This is a genomic window from Pseudomonas sp. MG-9, from assembly GCF_018729515.1.
Classification (GTDB): domain Bacteria; phylum Pseudomonadota; class Gammaproteobacteria; order Pseudomonadales; family Pseudomonadaceae; genus Aquipseudomonas; species Aquipseudomonas serboccidentalis.
In genome coordinates, this window is record NZ_JAHHZH010000002.1 from 158,967 (window position 1) to 183,610 (window position 24,644).

Below are 24,644 nucleotides of genomic sequence, written 5' to 3' on the forward strand. Positions count from 1 at the left end.
TGCAAGGTATGCGCTTTATCGCCGGGTTGTCGGCCATGCTGGCTGTGTTGTTGCTATGCGCGTGTGAACGCGAGGACGCAGCGCCACTCGATCAGCAACTCTATGTTTGGCAGCGCCAATGGACACCCGCCCATGAGCTTGCGCTGAAAGACAGTCGCAACGACTTCTCGACCTTGCGCGTGCTGGCCTTGCAGGCCTTTCCCAATGATGGCTGGCGTCGGGCGCGAATCGATGCGCCGTTGCTCAAGCACGACGGCCGGCCGCTGATTGCGGTGATTCGCCTCGACGGCCAGCTCAAGGGGCTGGATCAGGCGCAGGTCACGGCGCAGATTCTTCAGGTTGTCGTCGACTGGCAGACGCAGGGGCTGACCCTGAGCGGCGTCGAGATCGACCATGATGCCGGCAACGCGCGCCTGCCGGATTACATCGAGTTCCTCACGCATCTGCGTTCCGCATTGCCCGCGTCGTTGCCGCTGAGCATCACCGCGCTGCCAGCATGGCTCGGCAGTCCACAGTTGCCGACGTTGCTGGCCACGGTCGACAGCAGCGTGCTGCAGGTGCATGCCGTCAGTGATCCGCGCCGCGGCTTGTTCGATCCCGAGCAGGCGCGGCGCTGGGCCGACGACTGGGGCAAGGTCAGCCGCAAACCGTTCTATCTGGCGCTGCCGGCCTACGGTGTGGCGCTGCTGCCGGATGCTGGCGGGGCTCCGGTGGTGGAGAGTGAAGTGCCGGTCGAGCGCGATGGGCAACGCCGGGAGCTGCTCGCCGATCCGTTGCAACTGAGCACGCTTGCCAAGGCCTTGCGCGAAGACCCGCCGGCGCACCTGGCAGGGCTGATCTGGTTTCGCCTGCCGTTGCCCAATGACCGTCGGGCCTGGAGTCTGACCACGTTGCGCGCCGTGGCTCGCGGCGATGCGTTGAGCAGCCGGCTCGGTCTGACCTTCAGTGAACACGACGGTCTCTATGACATCCACCTCGCCAACCCGGGTAATCTCGACGCGGCCTGGCCTGCGCAGTTGCGCGTGAAGGCGCGCGGTTGTGAAGGCGCCGATGCGCTCGCCGGTTACTCGTTGCAACAGAGCGCGGATCTGCTTACCTTCACCCGCCTGCGTGACGGCCGATTGCCCGCGGGCGGACAACGCGCCATCGGTTGGGTGCGCTGTGCATTTATTGATCAAGGAGGTTCGCATGTTGACCCGTAACTGGCCCCGCCATCTGCTCTGCCTGAGCCTCAGCCTGCCGCTGGGTTCGGCGCTGGCCTGCGGCCCGGACTTCCCGATGCGTCTGCTCGACAATCGCGGACAAACCCTGGCCGATCTGCCGGAGGGCAACTTCAACTTCGAGATCAGTCGCCTGGGCAAAACCATTGCCGGGCTGAAGAACATCACCGCGGCGACACACAACCCCGACGATCTGTACGGTGACGAGAGCGAGCCTGCTGTGGTTCGCGAAAAAGCCGAGCAGGTCGGTCTGAGCGCCGAGCAACAAGCGTTGGTCAAGCAGCTGCGCGGCCTGACCGATGCACGTCAGGTCGAGGCTCAGGGCGCCAGTCTGCCGGCGGAAATCCGTCTGTATGTGGCTGGCGCGGTAGCGTTTGCCACGGGCGATCATCAACTGGCCGTCGAGTATTTCAAAAAGGTGCTGGCGCTGCCGGCCGATCAGCGTCCGCTGCGCAGCACTTGGGCGGCGTATTCCCTGGGCCGGACCTGGTTTGCCATGAGTGCCGAGGCGGGCGATGCCATCGAAGCGCTGGAGCAGGCGCGCGAGGCGTTCCGTCAGACCCGGCAGATGAGCATCGATGGCTTGAGCGATCCGCTGGAACTCGGTGTGGCCAGCCTCGGCGAAGAGGCGCGGGTGCTGCGTACCGCTGGCGACTGGAATGGCGCCATCGAACTGTATGAAGCGCAGAACCTGCACGGCTCGGCCGTGGGTTACACCTCGCTGAAACAACTGATGAATGAACTGGCTGAGCTGCCTGAGAATGAACTGGCGGATTTGCTGCAGCGCAAAGCGGTGCAGCAGTTGGTGACGGCTTCCTTGGTCAGCCGGCTTGGCTGGTCGTACGGCGATGAACCACCGAACGAGAAAAAACTCGTCAAACTGCTGCAGAACAGCACGCGCGGCAGTCTCGAAAACGCGGATCGCCTGGCGGCATTGAGTTATCAACAGGGTGATTACGCCGGTGCCAAGGCTTTTCTCGAGAACGCCGGTGACGGCGGACTGGCGTGGTGGCTGCGGGCCAAACTGGCGGTGCGTGACGGTGACAGGAATGCTGCCGCTGCCGCCTATGCCAAAGCCGCGCAGGCCTTCCCGCAGAACGAGGACTGGGGCTACCGACGCACCCCGGACTGGGACTACGAAACCCTGCAGCCCAAATGCCGGGTCGAAGGTGAGAGTGCAATCCTCGCGCTGCAACGCGGCGAATACCTGCAAGCGTTCGTGCAGTTGTATCGCAGCAACAGCATCTATTGGTTCGACGCGGCGACGGTGGCCGAGCGCGTGCTGACGGTCGATGAGCTCAAGCGGTATGTCGATGACAACGTGCCGGCGCCGCCGGCGCTGACCCAGCAGCAGCGCGACAACTACGTGCCGCTGCCGGTCGCCGCCAGCCTGCGTAACCTGCTGGGGCGGCGTTTGCTGCGCGAAGGGCATTACGAGGAAGCGGTCGGCTATTTCGACAATCCCGATCTGCAACACAAGGCCCGGCTCTACGGCGAGCAGCGGATGAAGGCCGATGCCGCCTGGTGGCCGACCAAACGTGCCAGCGCCTTGTACAACGCGGCATGGACGGCGCGCGAATGGGGCATGGATATCCTCGGTTACGAGATGGCGCCGGATTACGCCACATTTGGCGGCAACTACAGCCTGGAAAACACCGAACTGAAAGGCGGGCCGCTGGTGGCCGAGGACGAAGTCCAGCGTCAGAAGGCCAGTCAGGCGCAGCCGAATGAGCGTTATCACTACCGCTTTGTCGCCACCGCGCTGGCTGGCCGTGCCGCCGACAACTTGCCGCACACCAGTCAGGCGTTTGCGGCGGTGTTGTGCAATGCCGCCGGTTTCAACAGCAGCCTGCAAGAGCAGAGCGCGCTGTATCGCCGTTACGTCAACGAAGGCCCTTACGTGCCGTGGGCGGTGGACTTCGGCAATCAGTGCCCGTACCCGGATTTCGAAAACGCCGACAAGCGTTACGTGACTCAGGTCACCGATGCGGTGCGCAATACGTTGCGCCCGTACAAGTGGCCGGTGGTCGGCGTCCTGGTGCTGCTCAGTGCTGGCGCGTTGGCGTTGATCCGTCGTCGTCGCAAGGCACGCAAGCCCTAGGCCTGCTGGACAAACGTCAGGCGTACGGCGAAGCCGATCAACAGGCTGCCGAACAGCCATTGCTGGATGCGCTGGGCGGTTGGACTGTGTTGCAGCCAACGGCCCAGTGCAGCACCGGTCAAGGCGTAGGCGCTGTCGAACAGCAGCCCGACGCCCACCAGCAACACGCCGAGGGTGGCAAATTGGGTCAGCACCGGTGCGCCGTCATTGACGATGAATTGCGGCAACAGCACCGAGCAGAACAGCAAGGCCTTGGGGTTGAGCAGATTGGTCAGCAAGCCACGGCGAATCGCTTCGCGCCATTGTCCGTGGGTGTCGGCGTCAGGGGTTGCATTGAGGTTCGGCAGCAATGTGCTGCGCAGGCACTGAATGCCGATCCACAGCAGATACGCCGCGCCCACCAGACGCACCAGATCAAACGTCCACGGCGCTGCCTTGAACAGCGCGGCCAGGCCCAACGCCGCCAATGCCACGTGACAGCCCCGGGCAATCCCCAGCCCCACGGCGGTCGCCAGCGCCGCGCTGCGACCTTGGCGGGCACCGGTTTGCAGCAACAGGATCATGTCCGGGCCGGGCAACAGGAAGACCACCGCCAATGCCAGAAAAAACAGCCAGATACTCGCCATGTCGCAGCCCTTTCGTGGTCGATTCGGTGAGCACAGTCTATGGCTGAAGGGTGGGGCAGGTGCTTGCGTAGTCGGCTTCAAAAAACCACAGGATTGGCATAACCTGCTTTCTTTTAGCGCCTTGACCATCAGGATCTGCCAACCATGAAACTCGACGCCTTTGATCGCAAGATTCTCGCCGCGCTGCAACGCAACGGACGGCTGAGCAACGTCGAGTTGGCAGATGAAATCGGGCTGTCGGCGTCACCTTGTTTGCGCCGGGTACGGATGCTGGAGGAGGCCGGGGTGATTCGCGGCTATCAGGCCAATCTGGATCGTGACGAGGTGGGGCTGGGGCTGACGGTGTTTGTCGGGGTCAAGGTCGAGCGACACAACGACGAACAGGCTGAAGCCTTTTACGCGGCTGTCACGGCGCTGCCGGAGGTGATCTCGGCGTTTCTGGTGTCGGGGGAGTCGGACTTTCTGTTGCAGGTGGTGGTGCCGGACCTGCGCGCGTATGACCGCTTTCTCAGCGGCTGCCTGCTGAAGCTGCCGGGGGTGAGTGACATTCGCAGCAACTTCGCGATTCACACGGTGAAGACCCCGGGGGCGCTGCCGTTGGGGCATCTACCGCTTTAGACCGAGTGGCCTTCATCGCCAGCAGGCTGGTTCCCACATTGATCGCGTTCCAATGTAGGAGTGAGCCTGCTCGCGATAGCGGTCGCCCATATCTTTGCTGACTACATCTGCGTCGCCATCCCCTCGACATTCATCGCCGCCTGCCGCAACGCTTCTGAACGCGTCGGGTGCGGGTGGCAGGTCAGGGCGATGTCTTCGGCCGATGCGCTGAATTCCATGGCCACGCAGTATTCGCCGATCATTTCGCTGACGCTCGGGCCGACCAGGTGCACGCCAAGGATCTCGTCCGTGCGTTCGTCGGCGAGGACTTTGGCGAAGCCTTCGGTTTCGTGGTTGATCTTCGCCCGGCTGTTGGCGGTGAACGGGAATTTGCCGACTTTGTAGGCACGCCCTTCGGCCTTGAGCTGCTCTTCGGTCTTGCCGACGCTGGCCAGCTCAGGTCGGGTGTAGATGACGTTGGGAATCAAGTCGTAGTTGACCTCGCCGGCCTTGCCGACAATCTGTTCGACGCAGGCCATCGCCTCGTCTTCGGCCTTGTGCGCGAGCATCGGCCCGGACGTCGCGTCGCCGATCACCCAGACGCCCTGCGCTTCGGTGCGGTGCTGGCGGTTGGCGAGCATGCCGCGCTTGTCGGTGGTCAGGCCCACATTCTCCAGGCCCAGACCCTGGGTGTACGGACGCCGGCCGATCGCGACCAGCACGTAGTCGGCTTCGAGCAATTCGGCGCTGCCACCGGCGGCGGGTTCGACGCTGAGCTGTACGCCGTTGGCCGAGGTCGTGGCGCTGGTGACCTTCGAACTCAACTTGAAGCTGATGCCTTGCTTGCTCAACGAACGCTGCAGGGTCTTGCCGGCCTCACCGTCGACGCCGGGGCAGATGCGGTCGAGGTATTCGACCACGGTCACCTGGGCCCCGAGGCGGCGCCATACCGAGCCGAGTTCGAGGCCGATCACCCCGGCGCCAATCACCACCAGATGCTTGGGTACTTCACTCAGGGACAACGCGCCGGTGGAATCGAGGATGCGGTGGTTGTCGATCTCGACGCCGGGCAGGGGCGTGGGCTCGGAGCCGGTGGCGATGATGATGTCCTTGGCGCTCAGTTCGGTCTTGTTGCCTTGATCATCGGTCACCGTGACTTTGCCCGGGCCATCGATGTGGGCCCAGCCCTTGATCCAGTCGACCTTGTTCTTGCGAAACAGAAACTCGATGCCTTTGGTCAGGCCGCTCACGCTCTCGTCTTTCTGTTTCATCATTTGCGCGAGGTTGAGCGTGGGTTTGACCTCGATGCCGAGGTTGGCGAATTCCGCACCCATGGCCGCGTCGTACAGCTCCGAGGCGTGCAGCAAGGCCTTGGACGGCATGCAGCCGACGTTCAGGCAGGTGCCGCCCAACGTCGCACGGCCTTCCACGCACGCGGCCTTCAGGCCCAGCTGGCCGGCGCGAATCGCCGCGTTATAACCACCGGGGCCGCCGCCCAGAATTACCACGTCGTAGTGACTCATGCTCTTGCTCCTCGTTGGGGATGCGGATCGCTAAAAGTAGTAGATCAGTAAAATTACGAACGTAATATGTGCGTTGCCGAACATTTCGGTCAAGGCTTCAGGCAAGCGACAGGTTGCGCATCTTTAGATAAGCGTATTTGTGTACGAATATTTCACGCTTTTCGTTATATCGTAACGACAAGACCGGTGAATCAATGGCTTTGGAGTGATATGCAAGTCGATCTGGATGTCGATGGCACGCAAGTGACCGGGTTGCCGCGCTTTCAACAAGCGGCCGCACAGGGGCGACGCTTGCGCCGTCTGGCCATCGGCCTCGGCGGATTGGCCGGGGCGGGGTGGGTACTGGCGTTTTTTGTCGGGCTGTTTGCCGCGCAATCGTTATGGCCGGCGTTGCTGGTGAATCTGAGCGCGGCGTTGCTGGTGCTGGTCGCCGGCCTGCAATCAGCGTGGTGGGTGACACAGTGGCGCGCCCGGGTGATGAACCCGCCGGCGCCGCTGGTGCTGACCGAGGAAACCGAGCCGGCAGCGCCTGACGGCTGGTACGAGCGGTTGCTGGAGCGCCTGAGTCAACGTGGAGTTCACTTGCTCGGGCAGATCGGTGCCGCCACGTTGTGGCTCGGCGGCTGTTCAGCGTTGGTGGTGCTGAGCATCGAGCAGGTGTGGAACCTTGCGTTGCCGGCCGGCGCGGTCGGGTTGTCTGCCAACGTGGGCGCGGCGCTGATGTTGCTGCTGGGCTTCGGTCTGCTGGTGCTGGAGCGCCAACTGGCCCAGGAAAACCCGGCGCAATGGCCGGAAGCCGGATCCCTCGCCCAATTGGCGCGGGTGGCGATCATCAGTCTGGTGCTCGGTGCGTTGTGTCTGTTATTCGCCAGCGACGCTTCGGTATGGCCCGTACGACTCGCCGTGTTAATCGGAATCTTGCCAGGATTGGTCGCGATCGAGTTGCTATTGCGCGCCGTTCTGTCGATATTCAGTCCGCATCGCGAGCAGCTCGAACCGACCCTGCTGGCGCGTAGTTTTGTTGCCGACATGCTGCGTTGGCCGCCTCAGCCGTTGCTCGCTTTGCAGCACGAATTGCACAACCGTTTCGGTATCGACCTGCGTCAGATCTGGGCCTTCAGCTACATGCGCCGGGCCTTTCTCCCGGTGCTGGCGCTGGTCGCCGCGGTCGGCTGGTTGTTGACCGGTATTCACGAAATCCCGCTGCAAGGGCGTGGCATTTACGAGCGTTTCGGCAAACCGGTGCAAGTCTTCGGCCCCGGCTTGCACGCCGGTTTGCCGTGGCCGCTGGGCCGCGTGTTGAGCGTCGAGAATGGCGTGGTGCATGAGTTGGCGACCAGCGTCGGCGATGCTCCGGCACCGCCTACTCAGGCCGACCCCGCCGAAGGCCCGGCCCCGATGATCGCCAACCGCTTGTGGGATGCCAGTCACGTCAACGACAAATCCCAGGTCATCGCCAGCAGTCGCGGCGATCAGCAGAGCTTTCAGATCGTCAATATGGACGTGCGCTTCGTCTATCGCATCGGCCTGCGTGATCAGGATGCCTTGGCGGCTACCTACAACAACGCCGATGTACCGACGCTGATTCGCAGCACCGCGAGCCGGATTCTGGTTCACGATTTTGCCTCGCGCACCCTCGACGGCCTGCTGGGGGCGTATCGGGTAGGACTGGGCGAAGAAATCGGCCGCGCGGTGCAAGACGATCTGCAGAAACTCGACAGCGGCGTGGAGATTCTCGCCACCGTGGTCGAGGCGATTCATCCACCTGCCGGTGCCGCCAATGCTTATCACGGCGTGCAAGCGGCGCAGATCGGTGCACAGGCGTTGATCTCCCGGGAGCGCGGTGCTGCGGCTGAAGCCAGTAACCAGGCGCAGTTGCAGGCCAGCCTTGTCCGCGACCAGGCCAGCGCCAGTGCGCGTGAGGTCAACGCCACTGCACAAGCGGCGGATCTGAAGTTCAAGGCTGAACAACAAGCTTATGCCAGCGCCGGCCAGGCATTCGTGCTGGAGCAATATTTCAGTCAGCTCAGCCAGGGCCTGAGCAAGGCCAAACTGCTGGTGCTCGACCACCGTTTAGGCGGCAGCAGCAATGCGCCGACCATCGACCTGCGTACGTTCACGCTGCCGGCTGACCCGACGCCCGCGCGCACCACCGCTCAACCAGGAGTTGCCCATTGAGCCAGTCGCACACTCACGATTCGCATGATCACAGCGGCCACGATCACGGCCACGCCGGGCATCACCATCATCATGGGCATCATCACCACGGTGCGCCGGAAGAGGCGGGCCCGTTCCCGTGGCGGCGCATGGGCTGGGCGGTGTTGCTGGTGGCGTTTGCCGTCGCGGCGGCGAGCCTGGTGCAAGTGCGCTCGGGGGAGGCCACGGTCATCACCCGTTTCGGCAATCCGTCGCGGGTGTTGCTTGAACCCGGTTTGAGCTGGCGCTGGCCGGCACCGTTCGAAGCGGCGATCCCGGTGGATTTGCGCCTGCGCACCACGTCCAGCGGTTTGCAGGATGTCGGCACCCGCGACGGTTTGCGCATCATCGTTCAGGCCTACGTGGCGTGGCAGGTCCAGGGCGACCCGGACAACGTGCAGCGTTTCATGCGTGCGGTGCAGAACCAGCCGGATGAAGCGGCGCGGCAGATTCGGACCTTTGTCGGCTCGGCACTGGAAACCACCGCCAGCAGTTTCGACCTGGCGAATCTGGTGAACACCGATGCGAGTCAGGTGCGCATCGCCGATTTCGAAGCGCAATTGCGTCAGCAGATCGATCAGCAACTGCTCGCCACTTACGGCGTGCGCGTGGTACAGGTCGGCATCGAACGGCTGACCTTGCCCTCGGTGACGCTCACGGCGACGGTCGATCGGATGCGTGCCGAGCGTGAAACAATCGCCACCGAACGCACGGCCATTGGCAAGCGTGAAGCGGCGCAGATCCGTTCGGCCGCCGAGCGTGATGCGCGGATTGTGCAAGCCGATGCCACGGTGAAAGCTGCAGAAATCGAAGCGCAGTCCCGGGTCGAAGCCGCTCAGATCTACGGCCGTGCCTACGCCGGTTCGCCGCAGCTGTACAACCTGCTGCGCTCACTGGATACCCTCGGCACCATCGTTACGCCGGACACCAAGCTGATCCTGCGCACCGATGCCGCGCCATTCCGCGTGCTGGTGGACGGTCCGCCCGCTGTCGATAACAAATCCGGATCGCAACCATGAGTGATGAAGTTCCACGTGGAACACATTCGTTGAGCAGTCCGTGGATTCAGGCCGGACGCCTGGCGTTTTTTGCCTTGTACGCGGTGACCGTTTTGGCTGCGTTGGCGTGGGCGTTTTCCAATGTCCGGCAGATCGATCCGCAGAATCGCGCTGTGGTTTTGCACTTTGGTGCACTGGATCGCATCCAGAATGCCGGCCTGTTGCTGGCCTGGCCGCAACCGTTCGAACAAGTGGTTTTACTGCCCGCAGCAGATCGAGTGATTGAACGCCGAGTGGAAAACCTGCTGCGCAGCAGTGAGGCGATCAAGGCTGACCGCGTTGCGACCTTCGCCACACCGCTGAGCGATGCCTTGGCCGGTTCCGGCTACTTGCTGACCGGCGACGCCGGTGTGGTGCAACTGGATGTACGGGTGTTTTACAAGGTCACCGATCCGTATGACTTTGTGTTGCAGGGTGAGCATGTGCTGCCAGCCCTGGATCGGCTGGTCACCCGCAGCGCTGTAGCTTTGACCGCCGCCCGGGATCTGGACACGATTCTGGTCGCCCGCCCGGAGTTGCTCGGCGCTGACAATCAGGCGGCCGAACGCCGCGAGCGTCTGCGCGGTGATCTGGTGCAAGGCATCAACAAACGCTTGGCAGAGCTGAAGGCGAGCGGGCAGGGCATCGGCATCGAAGTGGCGCGGGTCGACGTTCAGTCGAGTCTGCCGGACCCGGCCGTCAGCGCCTTCAACGCTGTATTGACTGCCAGCCAGCAAGCCGACAAAGCGGTCGCTAACGCGCGCACCGAGGCGGAAAAACTCACTCAGACCGCCAACGAACAAGCCGACCGCACCCTGCAAGTGGCCCACGCGCAGGCCGGCGAACGGCTGGCGAAAGCCTCCACCGACACCGCCACGGTCATGAGCCTGGCCAAGGCGCAGCAACAGGGCACCGATCCGCAGATGCTCCTGCGTCTGTACCGCGAACGCATGCCGAAAGTTCTTGGCCAGGCCGGTTCCGTGACCACGGTCGATCCGAAAGACGATTCCCGCCTGATCATTCAGGGAGCCAGTAAATGACTGCGACCACTGCCGCACCGAGCCTGTTGTCCTCGGCCGAACAGCGCCGCGCTGCACGACAATTGACCCTGGCGATGCTCGCCCTTGGCTTGCTCGGCCTCGGTCTGATCTGGCGTTGGCTGGTGCCGGAGCAAACCGGTGTCAGTCAGTTATTGCTGGGTTTTGCTTCTTTATTGGTGGCGGTGCCGGTGATGCGTTCGGCGTGGTACAGCCTGCGTTACCCGAGCCTGCACGGCATCACCGATCAACTGATTGCGCTGGCGATGCTCGGTGCGTGGGCGACCGGTGATTTGCTGACCGCCGCGCTGCTGCCGATCATCATGATTTTCGGTCACGTGCTGGAAGAGCGCAGCGTGATCGGTTCGCAGGAAGCGATTCACGCCCTCGGTCAATTGACCCGCAGCCACGCACGCAAGATTCAGGCAGACGGCTCAATCATCGAAGTGGATAACGGCACGCTCAAACCGGGCGACACCGTAGAGGTGCGCGCCGGTGATCGGGTCCCGGCGGATGGTCGGGTGCTGTTCGGCCAGGCCAGCCTCGACACAGCATCGATCACTGGCGAGTCGGTTCCGGTCGAAACGGCGGTGGGCATGACGGTGTTCGGCGGGGCGATCAACCTCGATGGCTTGCTGCGCATTGAAGTGACCCGCACCGGCGACCAATCGACACTGGGCAAAGTTATCGCGCTGATGCAAAACGCCGAGCGCTCGAAGCCGCCGATCACCCGTCTGCTTGAGCGGTATGCCGGCAGCTACATGGTGCTGGTGTTGTTGCTGGCGGCGGTGACCTGGTTTGTCACCAACGACGCGCAAGCGATGCTCGCAGTGTTGGTCGCAGCCTGTCCCTGCGCTTTGGTGCTGTCGGCGCCGGCTACGGCGATTGCCGGGGTGGCGGTAGCGGCGCGCCACGGCATTCTGATCCGCAGCTCGGCCTTCCTCGAAGAGCTGGCGGACCTGACCTCGCTGGTGGTCGACAAGACCGGCACCCTGACTTACGGCACTTTGCGTTTGCAATCGATCAGCAGCCCGCGTCTGGATCAGGCTTCGGTGATGGCACTGGCCGCCAGTCTCGGCGCGGCCAGCAGTCACCCGGTCAGCCGTGCGTTGGCCGGGCTGGTCAGTCAGGAGCAGAGCCTGCCACTGTCCGATATTCATGAGCGCCAGGGCCTCGGCGTGGTCGCCATGACCACCCAAGGCGAGGCGGCGTTGGGGCGGCCTGAGTTGTTCGCGCAACTGGGCATCGTCACCACCACCGTTCCCGAGCATGACGGGCCGATTGCCGGGTTGGCGTTGAACGGCGAGTTTGTTGCCTGGCTGTTGCTGGCTGACAGCGTCAAACCGGAAGCGCGGTTTGCTCTCGCCGAATTGCGCGAACTCGGCCTGGGTCGCCAGTTGTTGCTGACCGGTGACCGCCAGAGTGTCGCTCAGACCTTGGCCCGGGAGGTTGGCCTGCAAGAAGTGGAAGCGCAGGCGCTGCCTGAGGACAAACTCAATCGCGTGCTCAAGGAAATCGACAACGGTTTCCGGCCGATGGTGGTGGGCGACGGCATCAATGATTCGCTGGCACTCAAGGCCGGGGTGGTCGGTGTCGCGATGGGCGCCGGCGGTGCTGACATCGCGCTGGCCTCGGCGGACATCGTGCTGATCGGCAGCGACCTGCGCCGGCTCGGCACCTGTGTACGGCTGAGTCGCCAATGCCGCCGGACCTTGCAGGTCAACGTCATCATTGGTCTGGGCTGGACGCTGGCGATCGTGGTGTTCGCGGCCTTCGGCTGGCTCGGAGCGGCGGGGGCGATGATTGCCGCGTTGCTGCATAACCTCAGCACGCTGCTGGTGCTGGGCAATGCCGGGCGTTTGTTGCGGTTTCAGGAACCGCTGCTCAAGCTTCAGGACGATCGTTAAATTTATTTCTGCACCTCTGTAACGCCGTCGGGGCAGCCCTCTCTAGTGCTATGTCGGGACTGAACAACCTTCCAGCCGACACCCCCTGACGCTTACCGAGGATATAAAAATGACGATCAAGACCGCTGCTGCCGGTGCCGCTCTCGCTTTGGCCGCTGCCACGATGTTTGCCGGTGTCGCCACCAACGCCATGGCGGCTGATGCCCAGGTTCACTGCTACGGCGTGAACGCCTGCAAAGGCCAGAACGACTGCAAGACCAAGGACCACGCGTGCAAAGGCATGGGTTCCTGCAAGGGCCAGGGCTTCAAGGCCATGACTCAGTCGGCTTGTGAAAAAGCCGGTGGCAAGGTCGGCGAGTAAGCCACCTGTGAGTGCTGCCGCAGCGGGTGATGCCGCTGCGGCCACTTTGCAAAGGAGTCCTGGCATGTCAGCTTCCGTTCCTTTCCTGGGTTATGGCCTGGGTTTGCGCAGCGCCTATTACCAACAGATCCTCGAACAGTCGCCGGACGTGGACTGGTTCGAAGTGGTTTCCGAAAACTTCATGGTGCAGGGCGGCAAAGCCTTGTACTTCCTCGACGCCATCGCCGAACGCTACCCCGTGGTGATGCATGGCGTGTCCCTGTCCATCGGTGGGCCGCATGCGCTCGATCCGGACTATCTCAAACAACTCAAGCAACTGGCCGAACGGGTCAAACCGGCGTGGATCTCCGATCACCTGTGCTGGAGCCGCGGCAATGCCCATCAGTTGCATGACCTGCTGCCGCTGCCCTACACCGAAGAAAGCCTTGAATACATCGCCGCCCGAGTGGCACAGGTGCAGGACGTGTTGCAGCGGCCATTGGTGCTGGAGAACGTTTCCAGTTACGTGCGCGTAGCCGCCGATGATTTCACTGAGTGGGAATTTCTGCAGGCCCTTAGTCACGTCAGCGGCTGCGAATTGCTGCTGGACGTCAACAACGTCTACGTCAGCTCACGTAATCATGGCTTCGATCCGTGGACGTTCATTCAGAGTTTGCCCAAGGACAAGGTGCGTCAGCTGCATCTGGCCGGGCATAGCGATTACGGCGACTACGTGATCGACACCCACGATCATCCGGTGAGCGATCCGGTCTGGGCGCTGTATCAGCGCACGCTGGAGCACTTCGGGCCGGTGGCGACGCTGCTGGAGCGCGACGATCACTTCCCGCCGTTCGAAGAGCTGCTCGACGAACTGCACAAGGCCCGCGAACTGGGTGACAGGGTTTTGGCCGGGAGACAGAAATGCGCCTGAACGAATGGCAATTGGCATTTGAGGCCTTTCTGCTGGAGGAGTCGACGGCAGCACCGCCGGCCTTGAGCAGCAGCCTGATCGGCGGCCCGACGCTGGGTGTCGACACCGGGCTGGCGATCTATCACAACGCCTACAAGGCGCGTTTGCTCGAGGTGCTGCGTAACGACTTCCCGGTGATCTATCACTGGCTGGGGGATGAAGCGTTCGACGCGCTTGCGGGTGCGTACCTCCGTCAGCATCCGTCGACGCATTACAGCCTGCGTTGGCTCGGCCAGGGTTTCGAGGCGTTTATCCGCGAGTATCTGGTGCCGGAGCAAAGTGCACCGTTGAGTGAACTGGCGACGCTGGAGTGGGCGTTCACTCTGGCTTTTGATGCGCCGCCCGGCGTGCCGTTGACGATCGAGACGATGGCGGGGTTTTCCCCACAGGAATGGCCCGCTCTTCAGGTCAAACCGAGGCCCTCGCTGCAGTGGCTTGAGCAGCGTTTCAACAGTCTGGCCTTGTGGCGTTCAGTCAAGGATGCAACGGATTTCCCGGACAGCGAGGCACTTGAAGCCCCGCAGGTGTGCCTGATCTGGCGCAGTAATCTGCTGTGCAATTACCGCAGTCTGGAGTCGGCCGAGGCCAATGCCCTGAATGGCATGATCAATCAGGGCTGGAGTTTTGCCGAACTGTGCGCCGAGTTAGCAGTCATCTATGGTGAGGGCGCGCCACTTCGAGCCGTTACCTGGTTAAAGCAGTGGGTGCATGACGGCATGCTGGAGCGTCTGGAATGATAGTCTCGGCTAATTAAATCGATAGCCTGCTATTTTTCAAGGATGGTCTACCCTCAGATCTGACGTCTGAAACAAGGGGGATTTTCCATGCTCGCGCAACTTCCACCGGCCTTACAGAATCTGCAGCTTCCGCTTCGCTTGCGACTCTGGGATGGCCATGAGTTTAATCTGGGGCCGGCGCCCAGCGTCACCATCGTGGTCAAGGACCCGACGATGGTCTCCCAGTTCACGCATCCAAGTCTCGACGCGCTGGGGGCGGCGTTTGTCGAAGGCAAGCTTGAACTGGAGGGCTCGATCAGCGAGGTCATCCGGGTCTGCGACGAATTGAGCAGCGCCTTGCTCGATGAAGACGATGATGCCCAGCCAGTGCGTGCGGTGCACGACAAGGAAACCGACGCCAAAGCCATTTCCTATCACTACGACCTGTCCAACGCGTTCTACCAGCTGTGGCTGGACAGCGACATGGCGTATTCCTGCGCGTATTTCGAAACCGGCAGCGAAACCCTGGAACAGGCGCAACAAGCCAAATTCCGCCATCTGTGTCGCAAGCTGCGCCTGCAACCCGGCGAATATCTGTTGGATGTCGGCTGTGGCTGGGGTGGTCTGGCGCGATATGCCGCGCGGGAGTTCGGTGCCAAGGTGTTCGGCATCACCCTGAGTAAAGAACAGCTGGAGTTGGCTCGCGAGCGGGTCAAGGCTGAAGGGCTGGAAGATCAGGTCGAACTGCAACTGCTCGACTACCGTGATCTGCCGCAGGACGGTCGTTTCGACAAGGTGGTCAGCGTCGGCATGTTCGAACACGTCGGCCACGCCAACCTCGCCGAATACTGCAAAGTCCTGTTCGGCGCAGTGAAGGAGGGTGGTCTGGTGATGAACCACGGCATCACCGCCAAACACACCGATGGCCGTCCGGTGGGACGCGGTGCCGGCGACTTCATCGAGAAATACGTGTTCCCCAACGGCGAGCTGCCACACCTGGCGATGATCTCGGCACAGATCAGCGAAGCAGGGCTGGAGATCGTCGATGTCGAAAGTCTGCGCCTGCATTACGCACGTACGCTCGACCACTGGAGCGAGCGCCTGGAGGATAACCTTGAAGCTGCCGGAAAACTGGTACCGGATCAGGCATTGCGCATCTGGCGGCTGTATCTGGCCGGGTGTGCCTACGCGTTTGCGCGTGGCTGGATCAATCTGCACCAGATTCTGGCGGTGAAGGCGCATCCGGATGGCAGCCATGAACTGCCCTGGACTCGCGACGATATCTATCACCCTTGAGGCTTGAACCCTCTCTCGGTTGTGGGGGGGGAAACGTCTAGAGAATCGGTGAAATAAGCCGGGCGATCCGCATTCCGAGCTGTTGCAGGCGGTGGATCTCCCGGCTTTCTTCTTTGGCGACTTCGTAAGCCTGCTCGAAATCGTCGTTGAGCATGTGTTCCACGTTAGCGGCGAACTCGCTGTCGACCGTCAACAGCATCACTTCGAAATTCAGCCGGAACGAACGGTTGTCCAGATTGGCGCTGCCGATGGCGCTGATTTCGCTGTCGATCAACACCACTTTCTGATGCATGAACCCGGGTTCGTAGCGGAACACCCGCACGCCGGCGCGCACCGCTTCGAACGCATAGAGGCTGGACGCGGCGTAAACAATGCGGTGATCGGGGCGCGAGGGCAGCAGAAGGCGCACGTCGACGCCGCGCAGCACCGCCAGGCGCAACGCGGCGAATACCGCCTCATCAGGGATGAAGTAGGGGCTGGTGATCCACACCCGCTCCGTGGCGGCGTGAATCGCTTCGACGAAGAACAATGAACAGGTTTCGTAGGCATCGGCCGGGCCACTCGCCAGCAATTGGCAGAGCACGCCATCTTCCGGGTAGACATCCGGCAGAATCAGCGGCGGCAGCGTGCGCGCGGCCCAGAACCAGTCTTCGGCAAACGATTCCTGCATGCAGGCCACTACCGGGCCGCGCACTTGAACGTGGGTATCGCGCCATGGCGCCAGTGGCGGTTTTTCACCGAGGTATTCATCCCCCACGTTGTGCCCGCCGACAAAGCCGAGCACGCCATCGACCACGACAATTTTGCGGTGGTTGCGGAAGTTCACCTGAAAGCGATTGAGCCAGCCGCTGCGCGTGGCGAAGGCTTTGACCTCGACACCGCCATCGCGCAATGCCTGCACATAGCTGTGGGGCAGGGCGTGGCTGCCGATCCGGTCGTAGAGCAGATGAATCGCCACGCCTTCGGCGGCTTTCTTCAGCAGCAGGTCGCGCAGGCTTTGACCGAGACGGTCATCATGAATAATGAAGAACTGAATCAGCACAGCTTCGCGCGCCTGTTCGATGGCCTGGAAAATCGCTGAAAACGTTGCGTGGCCATTCACCAGCAGCCGTACTTCGTTGTTCGCCAGACACGGCATGCGCCCCAGCTTGGGCATGGCGCGGAGCGAGGCGTAGGCATTTGAGGCGCGGGCGGTGAGAGCTTCTTCTACCCACGGTCGCCAATTCAATTCGGAAATCGCCTGGCGCATCTGTTCGTTGGCCTGGCGCCGTGCCTTGATGTAGCCGTCGAACGTGCTGCGGCCGAAGACCAGGTAAGGGATGAGGGTCAGGTAGGGGATGAAAATAAGCGACAATGCCCAGGCGATCGAGCCTTGGGCGGTGCGTACGGTCAGCACCGCATGGATGGCGGCGATCAAGCCGAGGCTATGGATCAGGGCGATCAGATAACCGAAAATGTGCGGTCCAAAATAATCCATGAGGCAGCCTTGCTCCTGAAGATTCAATGTCTAACAGACCATGTTCCCGAGCGATTGTCGCTATTTAATTGGCCCATGAACCGAAGCCATTGGCCGACGTCTAACGGCCACTACTGATCAGGAGTTTTTTCGATGAACGTTCGTCTGCTGGGTTTGGCGCTGGGCCTGGGTTTGGCAATGCCGGTGATTGCACAGGCGCAAATGCTGCAGCCGGGTTTGTGGGAAATGACATCAAGCAACGTCAAGGTCGATGACCAGCCGATGGATGTGCAATCGATCCTGGGCCAGTTGCAAGGCCAGATGACCCCGCAACAGCGCGCGGCACTGGAGAAGAACGGGATCAATATCGGCGGCCAGGGCATCCGCGCCTGTCTGACGCCGCAGCAGGTCGCGACCAACGATATCCCGCTGGCCGATCCACAATCGGGCTGCAAACAGCAGATCACCGAGCGCACCGGCAACCAGTGGAAATTCCGCTTCAGTTGCCCGAAAGCGCAAGGCACCGGTGTGGCCACGTTCAAGAGTGATCGTGAGTTCACCACGGTCGCCAACGGCACGTTCAATGCCATCGGGATCAACCAGAAGGGCAGCCTGGAAACCCGCGCGGTGTGGCTGGGGCAGGATTGCGGCGCTGTGAAGCCAAGAGCTTAAAAGCTTCGCGAGCAAGCCCGTTCCCACAGGGAAATGCATTCCAACTGTGGGAGCGAGCCTGCTCGCGAAAGCGTTTTGATGATCACCGCATAAACCGCAGCGGCAGCCCCTGACACCCCTCATTCACCCGCCCGCCATCCCAGGCGATCTGCCCTGACACCAGTGTTGTATTTACCCGATATCGGAAAGTCCTGTTGGCAAATGGCGTCCATCCGCACTGCGACAGAATCGGTTGTCGAGACACCTCCAAAGCTGTTGGCTCCACCAACACCAGATCCGCCCAATACCCTTCCCGCAAATAACCTCGGTCCGGAATCGCGAACAGATCTGCCACGCGGTGGCTGGTTTTTGCCACCAGTGTGGTGATCGGCAGCACGCCGTCGGCCACCAGTTCCAGCAGCGCGGGCAACGCCTGTTGCACCAGTGGCAGACCGGAAGGCGCTTCGGCATACGGGCGCTGCTTTTCCGCCCAGGTATGCGGTGCGTGATCGCTGCCGATCACATCCAGTCGGTGACTCAACAAGGCCTGACGGAGCGCATCTCGGTCGACCTGGGTCTTGATCGCCGGGTTGCATTTGATCAGGTTGCCGAGAGCCGGATAGTCGCGATCATCGAACAGCAGGTGATGCAGGCAGACTTCAGCCGTGATGTGTTTCTGTGCGAGTGGTTTGTCCTCGAACAACGCCAACTCGCGAGCGGTGGTCAGGTGCAAGACATGCAGGCGGGTGCCGTGCCGTCTGGCCAGTTCCACTGCCAGCGAAGAGGAGCGGTAGCAAGCCTCGGCATCGCGGATCAGTGCGTGGACATTCGCCGGCAGGCGTTCGCCCAGGCGCTCGCGCAGTCGGGCTGCGTTGGCTTCGATGCTCGGCGTGTGTTCGCAATGGGCCAGTAGAATCGTCGGCACGTCGGCGAACAGGCGCTCGAGAATCTTCGGGTCGTCCACCAACATGTTGCCGGTGGACGCACCCATGAACACTTTGACCCCGGCCACTTCGCAGGGGTTGAGTGCGGCGACGGTCTCGAGGTTGTCCTGACTCACACCGAAGTGGAAGCCATAGTTGGCCACGGAGTTGATCGCCGCGCGGCGCTTTTTATCAGCCAGCGCTTCCAGGGTTAAGGTGGCCGGTTGGGTGTTGGGCATGTCCATGAAACTGGTGATGCCGCCCGCCACCGCCGCGCGTGATTCGGTGTGGATGCAGCCCTTGGCCGGCGCGCCCGGTTCGCGAAAATGCACTTGGTCATCGATCATGCCCGGCAACAGCCATTGGCCGCGAGCGTCGATTTCCACGCTCGCATTTTCGCCGTCGATGCTGCGCGCGATCTTGACGATGCGGCCATGGCTGACCAACAGATCGCCGTCGAACTCGCGTCCTTCGTTGACCAGTCTGGCGTTGCGAATCAGCACGCTGCTCATGGTTCAGAACTCGTTCTGCAAGGCTTTGTAGCCGCGCACCAGATCGACGTTGGTCCGTGCCACGTCTTCGGAAAACTCCGAGGCGCTGACACTCACCGGCGGGAATTGCGCAAGGTCGGTGTTGGGGCCTATGCGGGTGGTGGAGGGCACGTAGAACGCGTTCGGCAAATCACGACCATCGACCACCGAGTTGTGCCGCACCACGCAGCCGTCACCGACCACGCAATTGAACAGCACACTGTTGAAACCGATGAACACCCGGTCGCCGACCACGCAGGGGCCATGCACGATCGAGCGATGAGCGATCGAAGTGAATTCGCCGATGGTCACGGCAGCGCCGGATTTGGAGTGGATCACCACGCCGTCCTGGATGTTCGAATTGGCGCCGATGGTGATCGGCTCCATCGCGCCGCCGGCGTCCACCTCATCCGCGCGAATCACGGCGTAGGGACCGACGAATACGTTCTCGCCGATGACCACCTTGCCGCAAATGATCGCGGTTTTGTCGACATAGGCCGACTCGGCAATCTGCGGCAGATCACCTGAAGGATTCTTGCGGATCATGGTTGGCTCAGCGCGTTGTAAAGGGTGTTGAGGTTGTATTCGAACAGCCCGGCAAAGGTGCTGGCCGGGCCACTGGCGGCGAGGGCATCGGAGTACAAGGTACCGCCGATGTGCGCGCCGCTTTCCTCGGCGATCTGCTTGAGCAGGCGCGCGTCCTTGATGTTTTCCATGAACACCGCTTTGACCTTGGCCTGACGGATCTGGGTGATCAGTGCGGCGACTTCGGCGGCCGACGGTTCGCGCTCGGTGGACAGACCTTGCGGCGCCATGAAGTCGATGCCGTAGGCCTGACCGAGATAACCGAAGGCATCGTGGCTGGTGACGATCTTGCGATTGCCCGGTGGCAATGAACCGAGCTTGGCCTTGGCGTCGGCGAGCAGAGCGTAGATCTGTTTCAGGTAGGTCTGGCTGTTGCGTTGGTAGTCGGCCTTGTTCGCCGGATCGGCCGCGATCAGCGCCTTAGTGATGTTGGCGATGTACAACTCGGTGTTGGCCAGGTTGTGCCAGGCGTGCGGGTCGGGAATGGTTTCACCGTCTTCATCGAGCGAGCGCGGAATCACACCGTGGCTGGCACTGATGAGTGGGGCTTTGGTGCCGGTGCTGGTCACCAGGCGATCGAGCCATGGTTCGAAACCGAGACCGTTCTTGATGATCAGTTTGGCCTTGAGCAGGGCTTTGGCGTCGTCCGGTGTCGGCTCATAGGTGTGCGCGTCGGCGTCCGGGCCGACCATGTTGGTGATCTGGATATGCTCGCCGCCGACCTGGTGCACCATGTCGGCAAGGATGCTGAAGCTGGTGACCACCGGTAATTTCTCCGCCGCCGACAACGACATCGACAGCAGTAAGCTGAACAGCACGAGTAGAACGCGCATCGGAAAACACCTCATTGGGATGTGAGCGAAGGTGGGCGGCGCAGCAGACCGTGGACCGGCCCGAACACCACGGACAGCAGATAGGCGAAACCTGCGACCAGCACGATGGCCGGGCCGCTGGGCAGCGAGTAGTCGAACGACAGCAGCAATCCGAGCCACACCGACAGGCAACCGATGAGCGCCGCAATGGCGATTAGCATCGGCAGGCGTCTGCTCCAGAAACGCGAAGCGGCGGCTGGCAACATCATCAGACCGACCACCATCAGTGCGCCGATGGCCTGGAAGCCGATCACCAGATTGAGCACCACGAGGGTCAGGAATACACCGTGGGCGAGTGGGCCGAGACGGCTGACGGTTTGCAGGAATAAAGGGTCGAGTGTGTCGAGCAGCAGCGGTTTGTAGATCGCCGCCATGGCGATCAGGCTGACAGCCGAGACCCATAACATGCCTTGAAGAGTCGGGCCGTCGACCGCCAGTGCCGAGCCGAACAACAAGTGCAGCAGGTCGAGGCGTTTGCCGGCGATGCCGAGAATCAACACTCCGCTGGCGAGTGAGATCGGGTAGATCGCGGCGAGGCTGGCGTCTTCGCGCAGACCGGTGCGACGGGTAATCCAGGCGGCCAGTCCGGCCATGCTCAGGCCCGCACCCAGACCACCGACGGTCAGTGCGGGCAGACTCAGACCGGCGAACCAGAACCCCAACGCTGCGCCGGGAAGAATGCCGTGGGCGACGGCGTCGCCGATCAGACTCATGCGCCGCAGGATCAGGAACACGCCGAGTGGTGCTGTGCTGCAAGCCAACACCAGTCCCCCAAGCAGCGCTCGGCGCATGAATACGAACTCGCTGAACGGTTGCCAGAGGTGGGCGATGGTGAGCATCAGGCCACCTGCGTGTTGGGTGTTTGCTGGATCAGTTCGACGCTGGCGCCGAGCGCGCATTCACGGTTTTTGATCAACAGCGTTTGCGGAATGTGTTGGCGGACGGCGGCGAGGTCGTGGCAGACCATCAGCAACGTTCGACCTTCGGCGTTCCAGGAGTGGATGTGTTGCCACAACAGTTGTTGACCCAGCTCATCGAGCGCGGCGTGGGGCTCGTCGAGTAACAGCAGCGGCGCGTCGGTCAGGCTCAATCGGGCGAGCAGGGCGCGTTGTAACTCACCGCCTGAAAGGGCCATGAGAGGGCGCTTTTCCAGGCCGCTGAGGTGCCATTGTTCAAGGGCGTTGGTAAGGCGTTGCGTGCGCAATTGCGTCGAGAGGCGGCGGCCCCAGAACCCGGCGGCGACCAGTTCTTCGAGGCTGATGGGGAACTGTCGATCGAGGTGCTGTTGTTGTGGGAGGAAGGTGAGTCCGCTTTGCCGCGGAACACTCAGCAGGGCTTTGCCAGACAACGGCTTTTGCAGTCCGGCGATGACTTTGAGCAAGCTGCTTTTGCCGCAGCCGTTGGCGCCGATGATGGCGGTCAGGCTGCCGCTGTCCAGCTCAAGGTTCAGCGGTGACGTCAGTGGATGGCCGGGCGCGCCCCAGCTCAGGGCTTGGCAACGAATCATGTGGACTCCCGGGCCCAATGACTTTCGGCCACCGCGTCATGGGCATGCAGGCTTTCGGCGTGAATCACCCGTAGATGGAAACCGCTGACGCCTGGAGAGCGACGCAGGGCCAGATTGAGTCGCCGCGCGGCGTCTTCGCAGAACATCAGGTTCTGCCCATTGGCCAGCGCGAAGGCTTGCTCGTCGGCACGTTTCACCGCGGTTTGTACGGCCGTCCCTAGCGCGGCTTCGGCGTCGTTGATGATGACGCTCAGGGGCAGTTCATCAATGAACTCGTCCAGGTGCATGTGCAATTGTGCGGTGCTGCGTTGGCTGTGCGGAGTGGCAACGATGCCGTGGCTTGATCCAAGCCAGGCCAGGACGTCGGCGTGCTGCAGTGGCTTGTTGGCAAAATCATCGATGAATTGCTGCTGGATCAGCTGCCGCGCTAACGCTGCCGAGCATGGGCAAGTTGAGGAATAGGGCACATCGATTTGCAGTTCCACGTGGAACACTTTGTTTTTCAAACTGGCAGAAATGCTCACTGGATAGCTTTTCCACCCGGCCAGCGGACTGACCAACGCCGGTCTTTTCAGCAGCACTTGGCTATGGATATTCAGATAGGCGTTGCTGGATAAACCGTCGTGACTATCCAGAAAATCATCCAGCACCTGACGTAAAAGCCGTGGAGAAAGATTCTGCTGCTCAAGTGTTGCCAAGGCCAGATACAAGCGTGACATGTGAATACCGCGTGCCTCGCCATCATCGAGACTTACGCCCGCATCGGCTTTCGCGCTCAGGCGTTGGCCCTCCAATAAAACGGGCAAGGCAATGCCGCGCATTCCCACCCACTCAAGCGGTAGTGCTTGGCGAGCGGCTTGAGTGGCGATATCCGGAAGTGTCAGCGAATTCATGTTCGGGACCATCGTGTTGATTGAATTGGATGTTACATTATAACAATTCAAATCACGATGCCTTTTTCATGAACGGGTTTTCATATGCACAGACGCCACCTGCTCAATTTGTTCCTGGCCAGCGCAGCCTTCGCTTTGCCGTTCAGTGTTTCGGCTACCCAAGTACGTAATGCGCGACTCTGGCGCTCGGATGAAAAGCTACGACTGGTGTTCGATTTAAGCGGTCCGGTGCGCTACAAAACCTTCACGCTCAGTGCGCCAGAGCGCTTGATCATTGATCTGTTCGGGGCGAGTTTGAGCGGTGATTTCAGTCAATTGGCGCTGGCGGATACGGCAATTCGCTCCATCCGCTCCGGGCACTTCGGTCAGGGTGATACCCGCATCGTTCTCGATCTGAATAATCCAGTGCTATTGAACAGCTTTCTTTTGGCGCCCCAGGATGGTCAAGGACACCGCTTGGTGCTCGATCTGGTGAACGCTAAACAGGCATCAACCATGGCAATGGTTCCACGTGAAACACCCGCGAACAGAACTCATCCTAAACGCGACATCATCGTCGTGGTCGATCCGGGACACGGCGGAAAAGATCCTGGCGCGGTTGGTGCCAAGGGTGAGCGGGAAAAAGATGTGGTGCTTTCCATCGCGCAATTACTCGCCAAACGACTGAAAAGGGAGAAGGGTTTCGACGTAAAGTTGGTGCGCAATGACGACTTTTTCGTACCACTTCGCAAGCGTGTGGACATCGCCCGTCAGCACAAGGCCGACATGTTTATCTCCGTGCATGCCGACGCAGCACCGCGTCTGACAGCGTCGGGCGCTTCGGTGTATTGCCTGTCCGAAGGTGGTGCGACGTCAGCGACGGCGCGTTTCATGGCGCAGCGCGAGAACGGTGCGGATCTGCTCGGCGCGACCAGTCTGCTCAACCTCAAGGACAAGGATCCGATGCTCGCTGGCGTGATCCTCGACATGTCGATGAACGCCACGATCGCCGCCAGCCTGCAACTCGGCAGCACCGTACTGGGCAGTCTGCGAGGCATTACCACGCTGCATCAGAAACGCGTGGAACAGGCAGGATTTGCTGTGTTGAAGTCACCGGATGTGCCGTCGATTCTGGTGGAAACCGGCTTCATTTCCAACGCGCGTGACAGCCAGCGTCTGGTGACTACCCGACACCAGCAGGCTATCGCTGACGGTTTGTTCGAAGGATTGCAGCGTTATTTTCAGAAGAATCCGCCAATCGACAGCTACATCGCCTGGCAGCAGGAGCAGCAAAAAGCGCAGGTTTAGCAGCCGGTGATCCGGCTGCAGGTGAATTTCGCACTGCTGCCTCCCGAGCTGGAAAAGCGATTGATCGTCGTCCAGCCGACTCGACGGGTGTAGCCAACCCAGGCTTCCCCGTCAGAGGCGATACCAGTGAAAAACGTCAGTTGGCCGAAACGGCTATTGGTCTGAGCCCAGTAGCGGTTGCCGTCCTTTTCAAAGCCTCGCAGGTAAATCGTGCTGCCCACCGTGTTCACGCTGTAAGCATTGCCTTGTGCATCGATGCAGGCCAGCAGGTTGGCGCTGCGTGTGCAGTTGGCGAGTGCTGGCTGTCCCCAGGCGTTGGCACCCGACAGCAACGCAAGGCTCAACAGCGAGCATTTCAGGGCATTTTTCATCAT

At 61.6% G+C, this 24,644-nt stretch carries 23 protein-coding genes; 13 read left to right on the forward strand and 10 right to left on the reverse strand.

Going from position 1 to position 24,644, the window contains the following annotated elements; all coding sequences use genetic code 11:
* The first annotated feature begins 8 nt into the window (after positions 1-8).
* Together KKQ10_RS05405 and KKQ10_RS05410 are read left to right on the forward strand one after the other, a co-directional pair.
* Positions 9-1,202 (forward strand): DUF3142 domain-containing protein, encoded by a 1,194-nt coding sequence (locus tag KKQ10_RS05405; RefSeq protein ID WP_215500472.1) that lies wholly within the window; start codon positions 9-11, stop codon positions 1,200-1,202.
* On the forward strand, positions 1,189-3,321 hold the full coding sequence (locus tag KKQ10_RS05410; protein WP_215500473.1) for a tetratricopeptide repeat protein: 2,133 nt from the start codon (positions 1,189-1,191) through the stop codon (positions 3,319-3,321). The genes KKQ10_RS05405 and KKQ10_RS05410 overlap by 14 nt, the downstream gene beginning before the upstream one ends.
* On the opposite strand, the gene KKQ10_RS05415 is transcribed toward KKQ10_RS05410, so the two are convergent.
* Positions 3,318-3,947 (reverse strand): LysE family translocator, encoded by a 630-nt coding sequence (locus tag KKQ10_RS05415; protein ID WP_215500474.1) that lies wholly within the window; start codon positions 3,945-3,947, stop codon positions 3,318-3,320. The genes KKQ10_RS05410 and KKQ10_RS05415 overlap by 4 nt on opposite strands.
* Before the next feature lie 144 nt (positions 3,948-4,091).
* On the opposite strand from KKQ10_RS05415, the gene KKQ10_RS05420 reads away from it, so the two are divergent.
* Complete coding sequence (locus KKQ10_RS05420; RefSeq protein ID WP_007960832.1) at positions 4,092-4,565, forward strand: Lrp/AsnC family transcriptional regulator; 474 nt, start codon at positions 4,092-4,094, stop codon at positions 4,563-4,565.
* Between the two features lie 101 nt (positions 4,566-4,666).
* On the opposite strand, the gene lpdA is transcribed toward KKQ10_RS05420, so the two are convergent.
* The gene (gene lpdA, locus KKQ10_RS05425; RefSeq protein WP_215500475.1) at positions 4,667-6,067 is read right to left on the reverse strand and encodes a dihydrolipoyl dehydrogenase; all 1,401 of its coding nucleotides are present in this window, start codon (positions 6,065-6,067) and stop codon (positions 4,667-4,669) included.
* A 210-nt stretch (positions 6,068-6,277) separates the two neighbouring features.
* Here lpdA and hflK (KKQ10_RS05430) point away from each other — a divergent pair, with 210 nt between their 5' ends.
* The 8 genes from hflK (KKQ10_RS05430) to cfaB all read left to right on the forward strand — a co-directional run bounded on the left by hflK (KKQ10_RS05430) (position 6,278) and on the right by cfaB (position 15,566).
* Entirely contained in the window at positions 6,278-8,245 is a 1,968-nt protein-coding gene (gene hflK / locus KKQ10_RS05430; protein ID WP_215500476.1) for a protease modulator HflK, read from the forward strand.
* Positions 8,242-9,282, forward strand: coding sequence for a protease modulator HflC (gene hflC, locus KKQ10_RS05435; protein WP_127649544.1), 1,041 nt, complete (start codon positions 8,242-8,244; stop codon positions 9,280-9,282). Before hflK (KKQ10_RS05430) ends, hflC begins: the two co-directional genes overlap by 4 nt.
* Positions 9,279-10,340, forward strand: coding sequence for a protease modulator HflK (hflK, locus tag KKQ10_RS05440; RefSeq protein WP_215500477.1), 1,062 nt, complete (start codon positions 9,279-9,281; stop codon positions 10,338-10,340). Before hflC ends, hflK (KKQ10_RS05440) begins: the two co-directional genes overlap by 4 nt.
* On the forward strand, positions 10,337-12,244 hold the full coding sequence (locus KKQ10_RS05445; RefSeq protein WP_215500478.1) for a heavy metal translocating P-type ATPase: 1,908 nt from the start codon (positions 10,337-10,339) through the stop codon (positions 12,242-12,244). Before hflK (KKQ10_RS05440) ends, KKQ10_RS05445 begins: the two co-directional genes overlap by 4 nt.
* A gap of 109 nt (positions 12,245-12,353) precedes the next feature.
* Positions 12,354-12,605 carry a BufA2 family periplasmic bufferin-type metallophore gene (gene bufA2 / locus KKQ10_RS05450; RefSeq protein WP_025112611.1) on the forward strand — a complete coding sequence of 84 codons (252 nt, stop codon included), beginning with the start codon at positions 12,354-12,356 and terminating at the stop codon, positions 12,603-12,605.
* Positions 12,606-12,669: 64 nt separating this feature from the next.
* Entirely contained in the window at positions 12,670-13,515 is an 846-nt protein-coding gene (gene bufB, locus KKQ10_RS05455; RefSeq protein WP_215500479.1) for an MNIO family bufferin maturase, read from the forward strand.
* Entirely contained in the window at positions 13,506-14,291 is a 786-nt protein-coding gene (locus tag KKQ10_RS05460; protein ID WP_215500480.1) for an HvfC/BufC N-terminal domain-containing protein, read from the forward strand. The genes bufB and KKQ10_RS05460 overlap by 10 nt, the downstream gene beginning before the upstream one ends.
* An 87-nt stretch (positions 14,292-14,378) precedes the next feature.
* Positions 14,379-15,566 carry a C17 cyclopropane fatty acid synthase CfaB gene (cfaB, locus tag KKQ10_RS05465; RefSeq protein ID WP_215500481.1) on the forward strand — a complete coding sequence of 396 codons (1,188 nt, stop codon included), beginning with the start codon at positions 14,379-14,381 and terminating at the stop codon, positions 15,564-15,566.
* A gap of 37 nt (positions 15,567-15,603) precedes the next feature.
* Here cfaB and cls read toward each other — a convergent pair whose 3' ends face one another.
* Positions 15,604-17,043, reverse strand: coding sequence for a cardiolipin synthase (gene cls / locus KKQ10_RS05470; RefSeq protein ID WP_215500482.1), 1,440 nt, complete (start codon positions 17,041-17,043; stop codon positions 15,604-15,606).
* Between the two features lie 132 nt (positions 17,044-17,175).
* Here cls and KKQ10_RS05475 point away from each other — a divergent pair, with 132 nt between their 5' ends.
* Entirely contained in the window at positions 17,176-17,694 is a 519-nt protein-coding gene (locus KKQ10_RS05475; RefSeq protein WP_215500483.1) for a DUF3617 domain-containing protein, read from the forward strand.
* A gap of 82 nt (positions 17,695-17,776) precedes the next feature.
* On the opposite strand, the gene KKQ10_RS05480 is transcribed toward KKQ10_RS05475, so the two are convergent.
* From KKQ10_RS05480 to folE2, 6 genes are read right to left on the reverse strand one after another with little or no spacing between them, the layout of a single operon-like run.
* Positions 17,777-19,108: a dihydroorotase gene (locus KKQ10_RS05480; RefSeq protein ID WP_215500484.1), complete on the reverse strand. Its 1,332-nt coding sequence runs from the start codon at positions 19,106-19,108 to the stop codon at positions 17,777-17,779.
* 3 nt (positions 19,109-19,111) lie between these two features.
* Complete coding sequence (locus KKQ10_RS05485) at positions 19,112-19,672, reverse strand: gamma carbonic anhydrase family protein (RefSeq protein WP_215500485.1); 561 nt, start codon at positions 19,670-19,672, stop codon at positions 19,112-19,114.
* Positions 19,669-20,544, reverse strand: a complete 876-nt coding sequence (locus KKQ10_RS05490; RefSeq protein ID WP_215500486.1) for a metal ABC transporter substrate-binding protein — start codon at positions 20,542-20,544, stop codon at positions 19,669-19,671. The genes KKQ10_RS05485 and KKQ10_RS05490 overlap by 4 nt, the downstream gene beginning before the upstream one ends.
* An 11-nt stretch (positions 20,545-20,555) precedes the next feature.
* Positions 20,556-21,422: a metal ABC transporter permease gene (locus tag KKQ10_RS05495; protein ID WP_127649555.1), complete on the reverse strand. Its 867-nt coding sequence runs from the start codon at positions 21,420-21,422 to the stop codon at positions 20,556-20,558.
* A complete protein-coding gene (locus KKQ10_RS05500) occupies positions 21,422-22,090 on the reverse strand; it encodes a metal ABC transporter ATP-binding protein (protein WP_215500487.1) in 669 nt (222 codons plus the stop codon). Before KKQ10_RS05500 ends, KKQ10_RS05495 begins: the two co-directional genes overlap by 1 nt.
* Positions 22,087-22,983, reverse strand: coding sequence for a GTP cyclohydrolase FolE2 (folE2, locus tag KKQ10_RS05505; protein WP_215500488.1), 897 nt, complete (start codon positions 22,981-22,983; stop codon positions 22,087-22,089). The genes KKQ10_RS05500 and folE2 overlap by 4 nt, the downstream gene beginning before the upstream one ends.
* A gap of 84 nt (positions 22,984-23,067) precedes the next feature.
* Between folE2 and KKQ10_RS05510 the strand changes: the two genes are divergently transcribed.
* Positions 23,068-24,270 (forward strand): N-acetylmuramoyl-L-alanine amidase, encoded by a 1,203-nt coding sequence (locus tag KKQ10_RS05510; RefSeq protein WP_215500489.1) that lies wholly within the window; start codon positions 23,068-23,070, stop codon positions 24,268-24,270.
* On the opposite strand, the gene KKQ10_RS05515 is transcribed toward KKQ10_RS05510, so the two are convergent.
* Positions 24,267-24,641 carry a glutamine synthetase gene (locus KKQ10_RS05515; RefSeq protein WP_215500490.1) on the reverse strand — a complete coding sequence of 125 codons (375 nt, stop codon included), beginning with the start codon at positions 24,639-24,641 and terminating at the stop codon, positions 24,267-24,269. The genes KKQ10_RS05510 and KKQ10_RS05515 overlap by 4 nt on opposite strands.
* Between the last annotated feature and the right edge of the window lie 3 nt (positions 24,642-24,644).